Origin of the sequence: Bradyrhizobium sp. BR 10289 (assembly GCF_019455385.1) — a bacterium.
Classification (GTDB): domain Bacteria; phylum Pseudomonadota; class Alphaproteobacteria; order Rhizobiales; family Xanthobacteraceae; genus Bradyrhizobium.
In genome coordinates this window covers 1-16,502 of record NZ_JACOFR010000037.1, presented here as the reverse complement: position 1 = coordinate 16,502, position 16,502 = coordinate 1, and the positions used below count along the sequence as shown (strand labels likewise).

Below are 16,502 nucleotides of genomic sequence, written 5' to 3'. Positions count from 1 at the left end.
CTAACCCGATCTTGATTGGCGGCCCTGCGCCATTCGCGCTATATTGATCTTTCCCGCCACTTCTTTTCCATCACCAACGAGCCTGCCTTCGCGGCCCCACCGCGTGTTCGGCTATATGAGATACGTCAGGAGTTGAGCCATGGATCATCTGAAGACGCAGGGCATCAGCATGCCCAAGCTCGGCCTCGGCACCTTCCGCATGCAGGGCGATGCCTGCCGCGCCGCGGTCGAGAGCGCGCTGTCGATCGGCTATCGCCACATCGACACCGCCGAGATGTACGCCAACGAGGAGGCCATCGGCTCTGCGCTCGCCGCGGCCCGCTTGCCGCGCGGCGAGCTACACGTCACCACGAAGGTCTGGCACGAGAACCTGGCCCCTGATGCGATTCGCCGTGCCTTCGACGCCAGCCTGACCAAGCTCAGGCTCGACCATGTCGACCTCTATCTCGTGCATTGGCCGTCGAAGTCGGCGAACTGGGGCGCGGTGTTCGAGACCCTCATGAAGCTGAAGGAGGAGGGGCGGACGCGGGCCATTGGCGTTGCCAATTTCACCACCGCGCTGCTCAAGATCGCCGTCGAGGACATCAAGGCGCCGATCGCCTGCAACCAGATCGAATATCACGCCATGCTCGATCAATCGAAGATGCTGGCTTATCTGAACGCCAAGTCGATCCCGCTGGTCGCCTATTGTCCGCTGGCGCAGGGACGCGTGGCGTCAGATCCGGTGCTGGCCGAGATCGGCGCCAAGCACAATGCGAGCGCCGCGCAAGTCGCGCTGAAGTGGCTGCTCGATCAGGACGGCGTCGCCGCGATCCCCAAGGCCTCGCGCCGCGAGAGCCAGCAGGCCAATCTCGATGCGCTGAAGATCACGCTCGACGATGCCGACCGCAACAAGATCGCCGCGCTGCCCAAGGACAAGCGCTGCGTCAATCCGGCTTTTGCGCCGGATTGGGATTGATACTTCGACGCGGGCGCTATTTCACCTTCTCCCACAAGGGGAGAAGGAAAAGAATCGTAGGTGGGCAAAGGCGCGCCTTCGCGCCGTGCCCACGATCTCTCGCGATGGAAAGAATTCGTGGGCACGCTTCGCTTTGCCCACCCTACAAGAGAGCGCAAAGAAATGGCCCGCGAGGGGCCATTTCCATGTTGCGTTGCGCATTAATCCCAGTGGTGGTGATGGCCGCGCTTGACCACCACGACCCGGTCGTGATGGCGCCAGCCGCGATGCCAGCCGTGGTCGCGATGCTCGCGGAATTCGGCGCGGGCGCCGTAGCCGTGATGATGACCACGCTTGATCACCACCGTCTCGGCACTCGCCATCGTCGGCGCCGCAACCGCGAGCGCACCCAGAGCGGCAACGACATAACCAAGTTTCTTCATGATGTCCTCCTCCAATCGAATGCAAATCTAAACCGCGCATTCGGATGAACGTTCCGGAGGAACGCGAAGAGAATTCTGAATGGACATTCAGAATCAGCGATCGTTAATCGCAGCGTTGCTGCGGCGGCGTCGGCGCGCCGGTCGCGACGTATTTGCCGTCCTTGATCGTGTACACGCCGCGCTCGTTGCGATTGTAGATCGCGCGCAGGCTGCCTTCTTGCGTGAGCAGCAGGCCGAACTCACGCGTCTGCTGCAGCGACGGGAAATACACCATCACGTTGAGCAGGCCTTCGGCATTGACGGTGGCAGACACCACCTCGTTCTCGTCCTTGGCGTCGCCGAAATTGCGCCCGTACATGACGCGGCCGTCCTTCCGGATTTCATAAGTCAACAGCGCGCCCTTGTCGCGGTCGGGCCGGGCGGAGCAGTCGACCGCCCATGAGCCGAGCAGGCCCCATTGCTCGACCGTCGCGGCAAGCGTCTCGGCACCGGCGGCGGACGTGAACGCGACCCACACCATCGCAGCCGCGATCCCGCGGCCTGGACAACGCACCATATCCGTAAGAACCCCCGCCTCGAAGAATTCCAAAGTGTAGCATCCCGCCCGTGGCCGTCCACGGCAGCCGCCGGTCGCGCGCGAATTTGATCCGCGTCAATGAGGCCGGCTGCATCAGGGGTAGGATGACGGTCCCGAAGGCGAACGTGGATAGAGCGATGCTGAATCAAGTCATGGATTTTGCGGGCGAAGTGCTGCCGGGGAGCTGTGCCGCGCCGCCCTATTCCGAGGCCGCGTTTCTGGCCGAGTTGGGCGAGCGCCTGAGGACCTCGCGTGCCCGCTGCGACCTGTCGCGCCGGGAGCTGGCCCGCCGCTCCGGGATATCCGAGCGCTATATCGCCCAGATCGAGGCCGGGAAGGGCAATGTCTCGATCGTGCTGCTGCTGCGGCTGGCCTCCGCGATTCACGGCAGCCAGCCACAAGCGGCTTGATGTGCCGCTGATACGAAACCTGCCTTGGTTAAATCAATGCCAGCCGGGGCTCGATCACCTCTCCCTGTCAGGGAGAGGTGATCCCGCACGTCGATCGAGCCTGATTCCGTCGCGCCCTAAGCCCGCTTCTCCACGTTGGCGCTGCGGGCCGGCACGCCGAACTCCTTGCGGCAGACCTCGGCCAGCACGGCGACTCCCTCGCGAATCTGCTGATGCGAGGGGCTGGCAAAGCACAGTCGCAGCCGGGAGCTGGAATGGGGCTTGCTGGTCGACCATTCCGGCCCCGGATTGATCGAGACGCCGGCGGCGAGCGCGGCCTGGTACAGCTTCAGCGTATCGACCTGGTCGGGCAGCTTGACCCAGAGGAAGATGCCGCCCTTGGGCTCCTCGAATTCGGCCGCCGTCCCGAACTGCTCGTTCAGCGCCTCCATCAGCGTGTCGAGCTTGGTGCGCAGCGCTTTCGTCAGCGCCGGCACGTGGGTCGCAAAATGCGCCTTGCAATAGGCCGCCAGCACCATCTGCTCCAGCGCGCCGGAGCCGGCATCGGTCTTCAGCGACAGCATTCGCGACATCACATCCCAGGGCGCGACGATGAAGCCGACGCGCAGCGCCGGCGCGATCGATTTCGAGAACGAGCCGATATGGATCACCCCACCGTTCGGGCTCATCGCGTAGATCGCGGGCGGGCGCTGTCCTGACCAGACCAGGTCGGCGTAGCAATCGTCCTCGAAGATGGGCACGCCATAGTCGCCCGCGAGGCGCACCAGCTCGGCGCGGCGGTTTTCGGGCATGATGCTGCCGGTCGGGTTCTGCACGGTCGGAATGGTGTAGATGTATTTGGGACGGATGCCGTGGCTTTTGAGGTCGGCCAGCGCCGAGGCCAGCGCGTCCACGCGCATGCCGTCCTCGTCGAGCGGGATGCCTGTGACGTTGACGCCGAGCCGCGCGAGGCGGGTCAGTGAGCCCTGATAGCTGTCCTGCTCGAAGATCACGGTATCGCCGCGCGTCAGCAGCGTCGCGTTGACGAGGTCGAGCGCCTGGAGCGAGCCGGAGACGATCAGGAGATCGTCGACCGTGCAATTGATGCCGGCATCGCGCTTCAGCTTGGTCACCAGGAATTCGCGCAGGGGCAGATAACCTTGCGGACCATGTGCCAGCCCGTAAGTGGCGAGCGAGCGGCCTTCGCGCCGCAGCACCGCGTTGGCCGCCTCGATCAGCTCGTCAAGCGGCACTTGCTCAGGATCGTTGTTGCCGCCGACAAAGCTGTATTTGGCAAGCCCGGTCCAGCGGGCAGTCGGAGCCGGCAGCCCTGCGGGGAACAGAGGCGCGAAATCGAAGCTGGACGTCATGGGAGCGTTCCTCGTTTTGTTCTTGTTGAGCAGCCGGCGTTGCGCCGGTCCGCCTTACGTCTTGCCGATCGACTTGGTCGGACGGGCCTTACTTCTTGCCGGCCGTCCTGGTCGGGCGGCCCTGGCTGATGAAAGCGTAATGCGAATTGGCGACGCCGCCAACCATCAGGGCCTCGACCACGGGCTCGGCGATCTCGCCTGTTGCAGCCCAGTCGACGAGGAAATTGGCGCCGGTGCCGCCGCGCACGTCGTCGGTCGGGATGAAGATCGAGACCGTGGCGAGGGGCTTGAGCGCCACCGGCGCCTTCAGATAGCTCTCGACCTGCTTGCCTGCGGTGTCGAAATAGGCGATGCGTTTGAGCACCAGCGCTTGCGTCTCCGAGGCGTTGTGCACGCTCAAGGTCACCGAGAAGTCGACGCGCAGCTTGCCCTGGCTCATCGCAACGCTGGAATAGGCCGGCACGTAGAACCCGCCGGACACGGTGAGTTCCTCCTTCGGCAGCGCCGTGAGCGAATCGGCAAAGCTTTGTTCGATATTGACCTTGGGCTGCGCAGCCACCGGTCCGAGTGCGAGGGGGACCAGCAGGATGATCAGCCAGAGCACGATCCGCATGTGACGAATTGCTCGCTTGCCGCGTCGCACTCGGTCACTAGGGTGCGGCAAAACGGACCAATTCGGCATGCACGAGCTCATTCGCGACATCACTCTCTGTATTCTGTTTGCCTGGATGCTGGGCCTCTTGGCCCATTTCTCCCGGCAACCCCTGATCCTGGCCTACCTTATCGCCGGCTTTTGCATAGGTCCATTCGGCGCCGGCTGGGTCAAGTCGCAGGAATCGATCAGCGTTATCTCCGAGCTCGGCCTGATCTTCATGCTGTTCATGATCGGCCTCGAGATCGACCTGAAGAAGATCGTGCGGGCCGGCAAGGTGATCCTGTTCGCGGCCGGCGGCCAGCTGCTCGGCGGCTGCCTGCTCGGCGTAGCGTTCTTCGTCGGCATCGGCCTGTCGCTCGGTGGCGGGCATTTCGACGCGGTCTATCTCTGCGTCGCCTGTGCGCTGTCGAGCACCGTCATCATCGTCAAGGTGCTCTACGAGAAGCGCGAGCTCGACACGCTGCCCGGCCGCATCACGCTCGGCGTGCTGGTGCTTCAGGATATCTTCGCCATCCTGTTCCTGGCGGTGCAGCCGAGCCTCGCCAATCTGCAAATGAGCGTCATCCTGCTCTCGATCGGCCGCGTCGCGGTGCTGGTCGCCGCGGCACTGCTGGTCAGCCGCTATGTGCTGCCGCGCCTGTTCCATCAGATCGCGCGGCGGCCCGAGCTGATCCTGCTCGGGGCGCTGGCCTGGTGCTTCCTCGTCGCCGAGACCGCCGAGCGGCTGTCGCTGTCGCGCGAGATGGGCGCGCTGATCGCCGGCGTCTCGCTCTCGACCTTTCCCTACGCGCTCGACGTCACCGCCAAGGTCACGACGCTGCGGGATTTCTTCATCACGCTGTTCTTCGTGGCGCTGGGCATGACCATTCCCGTGCCCGGTCTCTCCGTGATCGGGCTCGCGCTGATGATCGCGGCCTTCACGGTGGTGAGCCGTCTCGTCACCACCTTCACCCCGCTCTATTTGATGAAGCAGGGCCTGCGCGCCAGCCTGTTGCCGGCCCTGAACCTCGCGCAAATCTCGGAATTCTCGCTCGTAGTGATCCAGACCGGCGTCAACGATCACCATATCGCGGCCGAGACCGCCAATGCGGCCTCCTTCGCCTTCGTGGTGCTGGCGGTGCTCTCGACCTTCGCGATGAGCCGCAGCGACGAGATCACCCGCTGGGCAATCGGCCCGTTGAAGCGGATCGGCCTGAAGGATCTCGACCATGGCAACGGCCATGCCGAGGAGGGGCACGAGGGCGGCCATGGCGAGGCCCGCCGCATCGTCATCCTCGGCTTTTTCCGCGCGGCGAGTGCGCTCTTGGCCGAGATCGAACGGCAGGCTCCGGTGCTGCTCGAGCAGATCACGGTGATCGACTTCAACCCCAATGTGTACCAGACGCTGCTGTCGCGCGGCCTGCACGTGATCTATGGCGACATCAGCAGCGCCGACACGCTGCTCCATGCCGGCATCGGCAAGTCCGAGATGATCATCCTCAGCGTGCCGGATGCGCTGCTGAAGGGCGCCAGCAACGAGAAGCTGGTCCGTCACGTCCGCACCCTCAACCCGACCGCTATGATCGTCGCCACGGCTGACCTTCTTTCGGACGTGAGCGAGCTCTACGAGGCCGGCGCCAGCTATGTCACCGTGACCCGGCTCAGCGACGCTCATGAGCTGTTTACCGTGATTGAAGCCGCCCAGGCCGGCCTCTTGGCCGACAAGCGGGCCGAGCTCGATCTGCGGCTCGGCGAACGGCGGGAAGTGCTGCCCTGAGGGGCCGGCAGCCTTCTTCCGGAGCCGCCCGCGCCTATATCCCCTGGTATGTCCGGTGCAAGCCCTCTGGCGGGCCTGCGGTCCGGCATATGTGGTTGCGCCAGGGAGACTAGCGCCCCGTCAAGAGTCCGGCTAAGCCTCCCGGCCATAACCGATAGAGATTGGGACATGCCCGATAGCGTCCAGGAAGTCTTGCAGGCCTTTGCCAGAGGCGAACTCGTCGTCGTCACCGACGACGATGATCGCGAGGGCGAGGGCGATCTGATCGTCGCCGCCTCGCTCTGCACCGCCGAGAAGATGGCCTTCATCATCCGCCACACCTCCGGCATCGTCTGTGCGCCCGTGACCACCGAGGACGCGCGCCGGCTGCGGCTCGATCCGATGGTGGCCCATAACGATTCCGCCCACACCACCGCCTTCACGGTGTCGATCGACTACAAGCCGGACGGCGGCACCGGCATCTCCGCCGAGGAGCGCGCCTCGTGCTGCCGCGCGCTGTCCAATCCGAATGCCGGCGCCAACGATTTTGCCCGCCCCGGCCACATCTTCCCGCTGATCGCCAAGGACGGCGGCGTGCTGCTGCGTTCCGGCCATACCGAGGCCGCGGTCGACCTCTGCAAGCTCTCCGGCCTGCCGCCGGTCGGCGTCATCAGCGAACTGATGAACGACGACGGCAGCGTGATGAAGGGCGAGCAGGTCGCGCAGTTCGCGGCCAGGCACAAGCTCAAGCACGTCACCATCGCCGACATGATCGCCTATCGCCAGGCGCGCGAAAAGCTGATCGAGCGGGTCTCGACCTTCACCACCGAGAGCCCGATCGGACCGCTTCAGGGCTATGCCTACCGCTCGCCGTTCGATTCCATCGCCCACGTCGCCTTCGTCTATAACGGCGTCGGCGACGGCAAGAACGTGCTGACGCGCTTCCACAAGCCGAACATCGTCAAGGACATCTTCACCGGCCACAAGCGCATGGCGGCGGTGCTCGAGCACTTCAAGAAGTCCGGCCGCGGCGTGCTGGTCTATTTGCGCGACGGTGCGGCCGGCGTTCCCGTGTCGGCATTGCCGGACGAGACGGCGACGGAGGCCGACCGCAACCGCCAGTGGCGCGAGGTCGGCGTCGGCGCGCAGATCCTGCGCGATCTCGGCGTCACCTCGATCCGCCATCTCACCTCCTCGGTGCATGACTACAAGGGCCTGTCGGGCTTCGGCATCGAGATCGTCGCCAACGAGCAGCTCGAGAGTTAGCGCTTGTCATTCCGGGGCACGAGACGTGTCCCCGGAATTCACGCAAGGCTCCACGGCTGCAACGCAATTGCACTTGTTGCCGCGGCGCTTTAGTTTGTCGGGCAAATTCAGACGGAACCAGACGAAAGGACGTTTCATGAGCGTGCGCCCTCAGGCCAAGGACAAGCCGGCTGCGGCTTCTTTCCAGTGGGACGATCCGTTCCTGCTGGACGAGCAGCTGACCGAAGACGAGCGCATGGTGCGCGACACCGCGCGCGCCTATGCCCAGGACAAGCTGCTGCCGCGCGTCACCAAGGCCTATCTCGAAGAGAACACCGATCGCGAGATTTTCAACGAGATGGGCGAACTCGGCCTGATCGGCATCACGCTGCCTGAGGAATATGGCTGCGCCAATGCGAGCTACGTCGCCTATGGCCTCGTCGCGCGCGAGATCGAGCGGGTCGATTCCGGCTATCGCTCGATGAACTCGGTGCAGTCCTCGCTGGTGATGTATCCGATCTACGCCTATGGCGACGAGAACCAGCGCAAGAAATACCTGCCGAAGCTCGCCAGCGGCGAGTGGGTCGGCTGCTTCGGCCTCACCGAGCCCGATGCCGGTTCCGACCCGGCCGGCATGAAGACCCGTGCGGAAAAGGTCTCGGACGGCTACCGCCTGACCGGCAGCAAGATGTGGATCTCGAACGCGCCGATAGCCGACGTATTCGTGATCTGGGCCAAGTCGGCCGCGCACGACAACCAGATTCGCGGCTTCGTGCTGGAGAAGGGCATGAAGGGCCTCTCCGCGCCGAAGATCGGCAGCAAGCTGTCGCTTCGCGCCTCGATCACCGGCGAGGTCGTGATGGACGGCGTCGTGGTGCCCGAAAGCGCGCTGCTGCCGAACGTTTCGGGCCTCAAGGGCCCGTTCGGCTGCCTCAACCGCGCCCGCTACGGCATCTCCTGGGGCGCCATCGGCGCCGCCGAGGACTGCATGCACCGCGCCCGCCAGTACACGCTCGACCGCAAGCAGTTCGGCAAGCCGCTCGCCGCGACCCAATTGGTGCAGAAGAAGCTCGCCGACATGGAGACCGAGATCGCGCTCGGCCTGCAGGGCTCGCTTCGCGTCGGCCGCCTGATGGACGAGGGCAAGTTCGCGCCCGAGATGATCTCGATCATGAAGCGCAACAATTGCGGCAAGGCCCTCGACATCGCCCGCGCCGCGCGTGACATGCACGGCGGCAACGGCATCTCGGCCGAATTCCACGTCATGCGCCACGTCCATAACCTCGAGACGGTCAACACCTACGAGGGCACCCACGACGTCCACGCCCTGATCCTCGGCCGCGCCATCACGGGCATTCAGGCGTTTTTCTGAGCCGGCTTCGCTGCCGGTTGCTTTGCTCCGCTGTCATCGTCCGCCCTGTGCGCAATGCGCACTAGAGCGGACGATCCAGTACCCCAGAGACCTCGCCTTCGCCACAGACGCCGCGGCGTACTGGATACCCCGCTTTCGCGGGGTATGACGGTGAGGGGGGCGGCAGTGCACAGGAAGTCCCATGTCCGACAACGACGACGTCCCGTTCAACCGCAATTTCCCGCTGAAAGCCGGCGTCGTCGAGGAAGTCCGCCCCGGCGTGCGGCGCGTGCTCTGCAACAATCCGAGCCCGTTCACCTTCACCGGCACGGTCAGCTACATCGTCGGCACCGGCAAGGTCGCGATCATCGATCCCGGTCCGGACGATGCGTCACATGCGGCCGTGCTGCTGGACGCCGTGCGCGGTGAGACCGTCACGCACATCTTCGTCACCCACACCCACCGCGATCATTCGCCGAATACCGGGCGGATCAAGCAGGCGACCGGCGCGCCGGTCTATGCCGAAGGCCCGCACCGTGCCTCGCGTCCCCGCTTCGAGAGCGAGAAGCACAATCCGGAGTCCGGCTCCGACCGCGACTTCGTGCCCGACATCAGGGTCGCCCATGGCGACGTCGTCGAAGGCGACGGCTGGCGCCTGGAGGCCGTGGCGACGCCCGGCCACACCGCCAACCATCTCGCCTTCGCCTGGCCCGAGCGGAAGTTCAACTTCGTCGGCGACCACGTGATGGGCTGGTCGACCTCGATCGTGGCGCCGCCCGACGGCTCGATGATCGACTACATGGACTCGCTCGACCGCCTCGCCGCGCGCGAGGAGGACCTTTATTTCTCCGGCCACGGCCCGGAGATCCCGGAGGGCCAGCGCTTCGTGCGCTTCCTGATCCGCCACCGCAAGGCGCGCGAGGCTTCGATCCTGCACCGCCTCGCCAAGGGCGAAACCGACATCCCGACCATGGTGCGCGCGATCTATATCGGCATCGACCCGCGCCTGACCACGGCCGCCGGCTATTCCGTGCTGGCGCATCTGGAAGATCTGGTCGCCCGCGGCGTGGTCGCGACGGACGGCGATCCCGTAATCGGCGGGACGTACCGGATGGCGGGCGCCTAGCCCGCCGTCACTTCTTTACCGTCTTCGCCGGCGCCTTCGGCGGCGCAACCGGCGTCTTCTTCACTGGCTTCAGCGCATCGGCGTCCGCCGCCGTGTTGAGGTCGTCGATGAATTTCTTCACACGCGCGGCATTGCTGCCGAGATCGCTGTCGAAATAGCGCGAGGCGGAGCGGATATCGACGCGGGAATCGTCCCCGTCAGGCACGACCCTGATCGAGATATCCTCGCGAAAACCCATGATCGGCGTGCGTGCCACCGCCTCGATACGGCCGATGCGGCGCGGCGGCTGCGGCTCGCGTTCGTCGATGACGGTCCATTTGCGCTTGATGACGAGCTGGCGCGTGATTGCATAGGCGCGGTCGACGGGGATCTCCAGTTCGATCGGCTCGATGTCAGGATAGAACTGGCGCTGCTGCTCGGCCGAATAGAGGCCGGCATAGACCGCGGTGTTGGTGCCGTCGCCCGTGCGCAGGCGCGACAGCGCGTCGAAGCGCGGCGGGTCGATCGGGTCGGTGGTGATGTCGTAGATATGAGGCAGCTTGCGGTAGAGCAGGGCCTGATACGCGGGATAGGCGAGGATGGCCCCGTCGATCAGGAAGGCGAGCAGGATGCGCGCCATGCCGCGCGAGCCGTTCTGCCAGATCGCGGCAAAGCCGGCCAGACCGAACAGGATGGAAAGGCCGGCAATGGCGAGCCCGCCGAAGAAGGTGGCCAGCGCCGGTTTCATCTCCAGGAAGTCGAAGCGGACGATGATGATCGACACCACCACCGCCACCACCGCGAACACCGCCAGATTGCGCGCCCAGTTCGCGAGGCTGGACACGGGCTCCGTCTGATAGGGAGCGGAAAACCTGCGGGCCATCGGGTGAGCTCTGCCGGAATCTTTTGGGGCGGTGCCGGCCGATCTGGCGCGACGATGGGTCGTTGAGACCACGGCCCGGGGGCAAATTCAAGAGTTCCGAAAGAGCCGGGACCGTCATGGCCGGGCTTGACCCGGCCATCCACGCCTTTATTTCCCAGCGGCCGAGACGTGGATGCCCGGGACAGGCCCGGGCATGACGTCTGGTTACGACTGACCTACGCCGCCGCGTTCGGGAAGCGATAATCTCTGAACTGGTCGCGCAGCGCCGTCTTCAGGATCTTGCCCGTGGCGGTATGCGGGATGCCGTCGACGAATGCGACGTCGTCGGGCATCCACCATTTGGCGATCTTGCCGTCCATGAATTTCAGGATGTCCTCGCGGCTCGCCTGTTGACCCTGCTTGAGCTGCACGATCAGCAGCGGCCGTTCGTCCCATTTGGGATGATAGACGCCGATAACGGCCGCCTCCGCCACGGCGGGATGACCGACGGCAAGGTTCTCGAGATCGATCGAGGAGATCCACTCGCCGCCGGACTTGATGACGTCCTTGGAGCGGTCGGTGATCCGCATGTAGCCGGCCTCGTCGATGGTCGCGACGTCGCCGGTGTCGAAGAAGCCCTCCTCGTCGAGGATATTGGCATCGACGCGGTAATAGGCCTTGGCGACCGCGGGGCCGGAGACCTTGAGGCGGCCGAAGGTCTTGCCGTCCCAGGGCAGCTCCTTGCCGGCATCGTCGGTGATCTTCATCTCGACCGCGAAGGGCGCATAGCCCTGCATCTGGAGAACGTCGAGCCTGGCCTCGCCGGTCGCGTGCTGGAACGGCGGCTTCAGCGCCGCGACGCTGCCGATCGGGCTCATCTCGGTCATGCCCCAGGCGTGGCGCACGTTCGAGCCCATGTCGAGGAAGGCCTTGATCATCGAGCGCGGCATCGCCGAGCCGCCGCAGATCACCATCTTCAGGTCCGGCAGCTTGAGGTTATTGGCGGCCATGTGCTGCAGCAGCATCAGCCACACCGTGGGCACGCCGGCGGTGTGCGTCACCTTCTCGGTCGAGAGCAGCTCATAGACCGAGGCGCCGTCGAGCTTGGCGCCGGGCATCACCAGCTTGGTGCCCTGCGAAGGCGCGGAGAAGGCGATGCCCCAGCTGTTGGCATGGAACAGCGGAACCACCGGCAGCATTGTCTCGGAGGCGCTGGTGCCGAGCGCGTCGACATTGTTGGCCATCAGCGCGTGCAGCACGTTGGAGCGATGCGAATACAGCACACCCTTCGGATCGCCCGTGGTACCTGATGTGTAGCACATCGCGGCCGCCGTGTTCTCGTCAAAATCCTTCCATTTGAATTTGCCGTCGGCCTGCGCGATCCAGTCCTCGTAGGCCACCGCATTCTTGAGCGTGGTCTCGGGCATATGCGCCTTGTCGGTGAGCACGACGTAGCGCTCCACGCTTGGCAGCTTGTCGGCGATCTTCTCCAGGATCGGAACGAAGGTGAGGTCGGTCATCACGATGCGGTCCTGCGCATGGTTGATGATCCAGGCGATCTGCTCGGGGAAAAGGCGGGGATTGACGGTATGGCAGATGGCACCGATGCCCATGATGCCGTACCAGACTTCGAGATGGCGCCAGGTGTTCCAGGCGATCGTCGCGACGCGATCGCCGAGCTTGATGCCGTCCCGCTCCAGCATCTGCGAGACCTTGAGCGCGCGCTTGTGGATTTCGCCATAGGTGGTGCGGTGGATCGGTCCTTCGACCGATCGCGTGACGACCTCCTGCTTGCCATGAATCCTGGCGGCGTGTTCGATGATCCGGTGGCAGAGCAGGGGCCAGTCTTGCATCAAACCAAGCATTCCGACGTTCCTCCGAGAATTCGCTGGGCGGGTTGTCGCTCTCAGCGTTGGGCCAAAGAATTGTCATGACTTTTAGCCTGCCGGACTTTCGCCGCAAATGGTCTTGTCGCGGCTATATGTCCACGGGCGCGGCAATGGTTACCGCTGCGCTTGGGCTCTCGCTCGTGCTCGCGGATCGGGCAGAGGCGCGAAAACATGCTGCGCCGCTCGATATCTTTGGTCTTGGTACACCACGGCCGCGCACGACGGTTCACTCCGCAAGGATACCGCTACCAAAGCCCCGCCCGGAGGAGGCTCCCAAAGCAACGGACGAGGTCGCCCCGGAGGCTGAGGGGAAGCCTTCCGCAGACAACAAGCCCGACGGCGGCAAGCCAGCCGAAGCCGCGCCGCCGCCGGAGAAGCAGCTTTCGGCCTGCCGCGTTGCGCTCACCGAGGAGATCGCGATCGCACCGTCGATCCCCGACATCCGCGGCCCCGGCGCCTGCGGTGGCGAGGATCTGGTGCGGCTGGAGGCCATCGTGCTGCCGGACAAGCGCAAGGTGGCGGTCAAGCCCGCGGCGATCCTCCGCTGCCCCATGGCCTCTGCAATCGCCGACTGGGTGCGCAAGGACATGGTGCCGCTAGCCGCCAGCCTCGGCACGACCATCAGCGATCTCGACAATTTCGACAGTTTCGAGTGCCGCGGTCGCAACCGTGTGGTCGGGGCGATGCTGTCCGAGCACGGCAAGGCCAACGCGCTCGACGTCCGCGCCATCAAGCTCGCCAACGGCCAGTCGATTGGCCTGACCGACCGCACCATGTCGCGCGACGTGCGCGAGCGGGTGCTGCATTCGGTTTGCGCGCGCTTCTCCACGGTGCTCGGGCCCGGCTCGGACTGGTACCACGAGGACCACATCCACCTCGATCTCGCGCAGCGGCGCAACGACTACCGGATCTGCCAGTGGAACGTCTGGGATCCCCTGCCGCAGGTCGCGCCGCTCCTGCCGGCCGAACGGCCCGAGGAGGCGCCGCCGCGCGAGGTCGCGGCCAAGCCCGAAGCAAAAGAGGGCGCTGAGGACGAGGCCACGGAGAAGTCCGCCGCGCCGGCGGAGAAGCCTGATGGCAACAAGGCCCAGCCGCACAAGCCGGCAACAAAAAAGCGCCGGTAAAACCGGCGCTTTTGAATGTCTGAGATGACAGGGCGATCAGTAGCTGCCCGCTTGGCCGGTTCCGCCACCTTGCAGCGCAAGGCGCGAATTGTAGGGCGAGTCGCCATGCTTCGGCTCGAGCACGACCACGATCGTGCCGACCTTGACGCGGCTGTAGAGGTCGATCGCGTCCTCGTTGGTCAGGCGGATGCAGCCCGACGAGATCGAGGCGCCGATATATTCCGGCTGATTGGTGCCGTGGATGCGGAACAGCGTGTCTTTGCCGCCCGAGTAGAGATACATCGCGCGGGAGCCCATCGGATTGTCCGGACCCGGCGCGACATAGGTCGGAACGCCAAGGCGCGAGATCTCGCCGGGGGTCGGATGCCAGGCCGGCCATTCGGTCATGCTGCCGACCTTGGCAATGCCCGACCAGGCCATGGCTTCTTCGCCGACGGTGATGCCGTAGCGGATCGCCTTGCCGCCATCCATCACGTAATAGAGGTAGTGGTTGTCGGAATCGACGACGATCGAGCCCGGCGCTTCCTTGCGGTGGTAATCGACGATGGCGCGGCGGAACGGCTCGGCCACCGGGGTGTTCTCGTAGCGGACCTTGGCGAGGAGTTCCTTGTCCTTCGGCTTGAACGACTTGGTGTCGGTCGCCTCAAAATGCGTGGCCTGCATGCAGCCCGACAGCATCAGGCCCGCGGCCAAAACACCCAGCATAACTTTCAGCGACGACATGATCTGGTTCCAATCGACAACAGCAAGCTTTCGTGGAGCTTGAGCCGAGCCCAAAACCACGATTCCGATGAGCCTATTATCGTTGAAATCTGCCACAATTCCAGCATTTCGGAGCTTCTCCCGCGCTGCGAGACCCTAGCTGTGGCTTTTTTGCCGCAAATTTTGCGGCCGAAAGCCGGTTTCGAGGCAAAGCAGGCTGAACCTGTCGATTCCGGGCCACAGTGCCGCCACAAATGCAAACGCTCCGTTAATGTGCTTGTCATCATGAACTTGTCAGAATCGCGCTAGGAGCGTTTGCGAGCGAAGTGGATACCGGTTCGCGTCAAGAAAACGCGTCAAAACAAGAACCTTGGAGCCCCGTTCCGATTTCATCGGGACGGGAAAGGCTCTAAGGGCTGTCATTCTGCCGCAGGCCTCTCCCGGAGTTGTTCATGTTTTCTGTGTTCGTTCCCACCGACTCCTCCCTGAAGAAGGCCGTCGTCGACGATCTCTCTGCAGTGCCCGACCACGCGGTGTGGGTCGATCTGGTCAACCCGACCGCGGCTGAGGACAAGGCAGTGGAACGGCTGCTGGGGATCGCGATCCCGACCAGGGAGGACATGCAGGAGATCGAGATCTCCAGCCGCCTCTATATCGAGAACAGCGCGCGCTATATGACCGCGACGCTGATGTGCCACTCCGATACCGACATGCCCCGGACCACGGCGGTGACCTTCATTCTCGGCGACCACCGCCTGGTCACGGTGCGCTATGACCAGCCCAAGCCGTTCGCCCTGGTCGAGGCCAAGCTGGCGCGGTCCTGCACCCCTGCGATCACCGGCGAGATGGTGCTGATGGAGCTCCTGGACGCCGTGATCGACCGCTGCGCCGACATTCTGGAACGCTGCGGCATGGAGATCGACCAGGTCAGCCACGACATCTTCGAGCCCGAGAGCGAGCGCCACGGCCACGCCAAGCAATATTCCCAGATCCTGATCTCGATCGGCCGCAAGGGCGATCTGACCTCCAAGGTTCGCGAGAGCCTGGTGTCGATCGGCCGCGTCGTGACGTTCCTGTCCGCGGTGGTCGAAGGCGTGAAATGGTCGAAGGACATGCGCGAGCAGCTCAAGACCATGCAGCGCGACGTGGCCTCACTGACCGACCACGCCTCCTATCTCTCCAGCAAGATCACCTTCGTGCTCGACGCCATGCTCGGCGTCGTCAATCTCGAGCAGAACAACATCATCAAGCTGTTTTCGGTCATGGCCGTTGTCCTGATGCCGCCGACCCTGATCGCCTCGATCTACGGCATGAACTTCAAGGTGATGCCGGAACTCGAATGGGTCCACGGCTATCCGATGGCGCTGGTGATGATGCTGATCGCGGCCATCGTCCCTTACTGGATCTTCAAGTTCAAGAAGTGGCTGTAATACTACCGAGACCTTACACTGGTCGCAGAGACACGATGGTTGGTGTCGCAGAATAGAGCGGGATTGCGGCCGCGCGGTGATGTGTGCCCGCTGCCCCAATTCCTCCGGTAAAATTTGAGCGGTGGGCTGAACGTTTGCGCGAAACTTGTCTGCGATAAGCAGCATGTTAGCCGCGAGGAATAGCCATGGTTGAAAAACACATAACGTCGCTCCGCAACGTCATTGATCTGGCGAACTATCGTCAGGCGATGACGAGCGGCAAGGCGGCGTCGATGTCGGCACGCCTGTGCCGGCACTGTGGTGCTCCGATGCTCGACGGCGAGAACGACGACGACTGCTCGACTGCGTTCAGCGCGACCGCTCCGCGGCCGCGCGAGAGGTCACGTCGGATTCGACTCGATTGAGGAACGGAAGGAAGGGCGGGCGATCCAGGTCTTGCGGCGGCGTTGTCTGGATCGCCTTGCTTCCACGGCATTCTCTGAAATTCAAATCACCGCCTGGCACCGTTTGTGCGGTCGCACTGGCTTGATCCCGATCGGGATTGCCTGTCGGGCAAAACAGCTGCGAGGCTGTCAATCCGTCGCCTCAAAAATATTCCGCTTTACCGAAATTCGGATTTGTCGTATGTGTCAGCCATCCCGGCTCGATCTTGAGGGGCGATCGCGCGTCGTCACGTATCGCGGGCTGG

16 protein-coding genes are annotated in these 16,502 nt (G+C 64.2%); 9 read left to right on the top strand and 7 right to left on the bottom strand.

What is annotated here, in order from left to right; translation table 11 throughout:
* Positions 1–139: 139 nt before the first annotated feature.
* Positions 140–958 carry an aldo/keto reductase gene (locus HYH08_RS35230; protein ID WP_220014412.1) on the top strand — a complete coding sequence of 273 codons (819 nt, stop codon included), beginning with the start codon at positions 140–142 and terminating at the stop codon, positions 956–958.
* Positions 959–1,158: 200 nt separating this feature from the next.
* Here the strand turns inward: HYH08_RS35230 and HYH08_RS35225 are convergent, their stop codons facing one another.
* Both HYH08_RS35225 and HYH08_RS35220 read right to left on the bottom strand, forming a co-directional pair.
* Complete coding sequence (locus HYH08_RS35225; RefSeq protein WP_220014411.1) at positions 1,159–1,380, bottom strand: hypothetical protein; 222 nt, start codon at positions 1,378–1,380, stop codon at positions 1,159–1,161.
* A gap of 103 nt (positions 1,381–1,483) precedes the next feature.
* Positions 1,484–1,936, bottom strand: a complete 453-nt coding sequence (locus HYH08_RS35220; RefSeq protein WP_220014410.1) for a hypothetical protein — start codon at positions 1,934–1,936, stop codon at positions 1,484–1,486.
* Between the two features lie 158 nt (positions 1,937–2,094).
* Between HYH08_RS35220 and HYH08_RS35215 the strand changes: the two genes are divergently transcribed.
* A complete protein-coding gene (locus HYH08_RS35215; protein ID WP_220014409.1) occupies positions 2,095–2,367 on the top strand; it encodes a helix-turn-helix domain-containing protein in 273 nt (90 codons plus the stop codon).
* Positions 2,368–2,483: 116 nt separating this feature from the next.
* Here the strand turns inward: HYH08_RS35215 and HYH08_RS35210 are convergent, their stop codons facing one another.
* Both HYH08_RS35210 and HYH08_RS35205 read right to left on the bottom strand, forming a co-directional pair.
* On the bottom strand, positions 2,484–3,716 hold the full coding sequence (locus HYH08_RS35210) for an aminotransferase-like domain-containing protein (RefSeq protein WP_220014408.1): 1,233 nt from the start codon (positions 3,714–3,716) through the stop codon (positions 2,484–2,486).
* A gap of 88 nt (positions 3,717–3,804) precedes the next feature.
* Positions 3,805–4,329: a DUF3124 domain-containing protein gene (locus tag HYH08_RS35205; protein WP_220014407.1), complete on the bottom strand. Its 525-nt coding sequence runs from the start codon at positions 4,327–4,329 to the stop codon at positions 3,805–3,807.
* A 67-nt stretch (positions 4,330–4,396) separates the two neighbouring features.
* Between HYH08_RS35205 and HYH08_RS35200 the strand changes: the two genes are divergently transcribed.
* From HYH08_RS35200 to HYH08_RS35185, 4 genes are all read left to right on the top strand, one after another.
* A complete protein-coding gene (locus HYH08_RS35200) occupies positions 4,397–6,127 on the top strand; it encodes a cation:proton antiporter domain-containing protein (RefSeq protein ID WP_220014406.1) in 1,731 nt (576 codons plus the stop codon).
* 168 nt (positions 6,128–6,295) lie between these two features.
* Positions 6,296–7,372 carry a 3,4-dihydroxy-2-butanone-4-phosphate synthase gene (gene ribB, locus HYH08_RS35195; protein WP_220014405.1) on the top strand — a complete coding sequence of 359 codons (1,077 nt, stop codon included), beginning with the start codon at positions 6,296–6,298 and terminating at the stop codon, positions 7,370–7,372.
* 136 nt (positions 7,373–7,508) lie between these two features.
* A complete protein-coding gene (locus HYH08_RS35190; RefSeq protein WP_220014404.1) occupies positions 7,509–8,723 on the top strand; it encodes an acyl-CoA dehydrogenase in 1,215 nt (404 codons plus the stop codon).
* Positions 8,724–8,904: 181 nt separating this feature from the next.
* Positions 8,905–9,828, top strand: a complete 924-nt coding sequence (locus HYH08_RS35185; protein WP_220014403.1) for an MBL fold metallo-hydrolase — start codon at positions 8,905–8,907, stop codon at positions 9,826–9,828.
* 7 nt (positions 9,829–9,835) lie between these two features.
* On the opposite strand, the gene HYH08_RS35180 is transcribed toward HYH08_RS35185, so the two are convergent.
* Positions 9,836–10,690 carry a DUF1499 domain-containing protein gene (locus tag HYH08_RS35180; protein WP_220014402.1) on the bottom strand — a complete coding sequence of 285 codons (855 nt, stop codon included), beginning with the start codon at positions 10,688–10,690 and terminating at the stop codon, positions 9,836–9,838.
* Between the two features lie 215 nt (positions 10,691–10,905).
* Positions 10,906–12,534: a fatty-acid--CoA ligase gene (locus HYH08_RS35175; RefSeq protein WP_220014401.1), complete on the bottom strand. Its 1,629-nt coding sequence runs from the start codon at positions 12,532–12,534 to the stop codon at positions 10,906–10,908.
* A 65-nt stretch (positions 12,535–12,599) separates the two neighbouring features.
* Here HYH08_RS35175 and HYH08_RS35170 point away from each other — a divergent pair, with 65 nt between their 5' ends.
* On the top strand, positions 12,600–13,682 hold the full coding sequence (locus tag HYH08_RS35170; RefSeq protein ID WP_220014400.1) for an extensin family protein: 1,083 nt from the start codon (positions 12,600–12,602) through the stop codon (positions 13,680–13,682).
* Positions 13,683–13,718: 36 nt separating this feature from the next.
* Here the strand turns inward: HYH08_RS35170 and HYH08_RS35165 are convergent, their stop codons facing one another.
* Positions 13,719–14,405: a L,D-transpeptidase gene (locus tag HYH08_RS35165; protein WP_220014399.1), complete on the bottom strand. Its 687-nt coding sequence runs from the start codon at positions 14,403–14,405 to the stop codon at positions 13,719–13,721.
* Positions 14,406–14,836: 431 nt separating this feature from the next.
* Between HYH08_RS35165 and HYH08_RS35160 the strand changes: the two genes are divergently transcribed.
* Together HYH08_RS35160 and HYH08_RS35155 are read left to right on the top strand one after the other, a co-directional pair.
* Complete coding sequence (locus tag HYH08_RS35160; protein WP_220014398.1) at positions 14,837–15,814, top strand: magnesium transporter CorA family protein; 978 nt, start codon at positions 14,837–14,839, stop codon at positions 15,812–15,814.
* Positions 15,815–15,999: 185 nt separating this feature from the next.
* A complete protein-coding gene (locus HYH08_RS35155) occupies positions 16,000–16,218 on the top strand; it encodes a hypothetical protein (protein ID WP_220014397.1) in 219 nt (72 codons plus the stop codon).
* Positions 16,219–16,502: the final 284 nt, after the last annotated feature.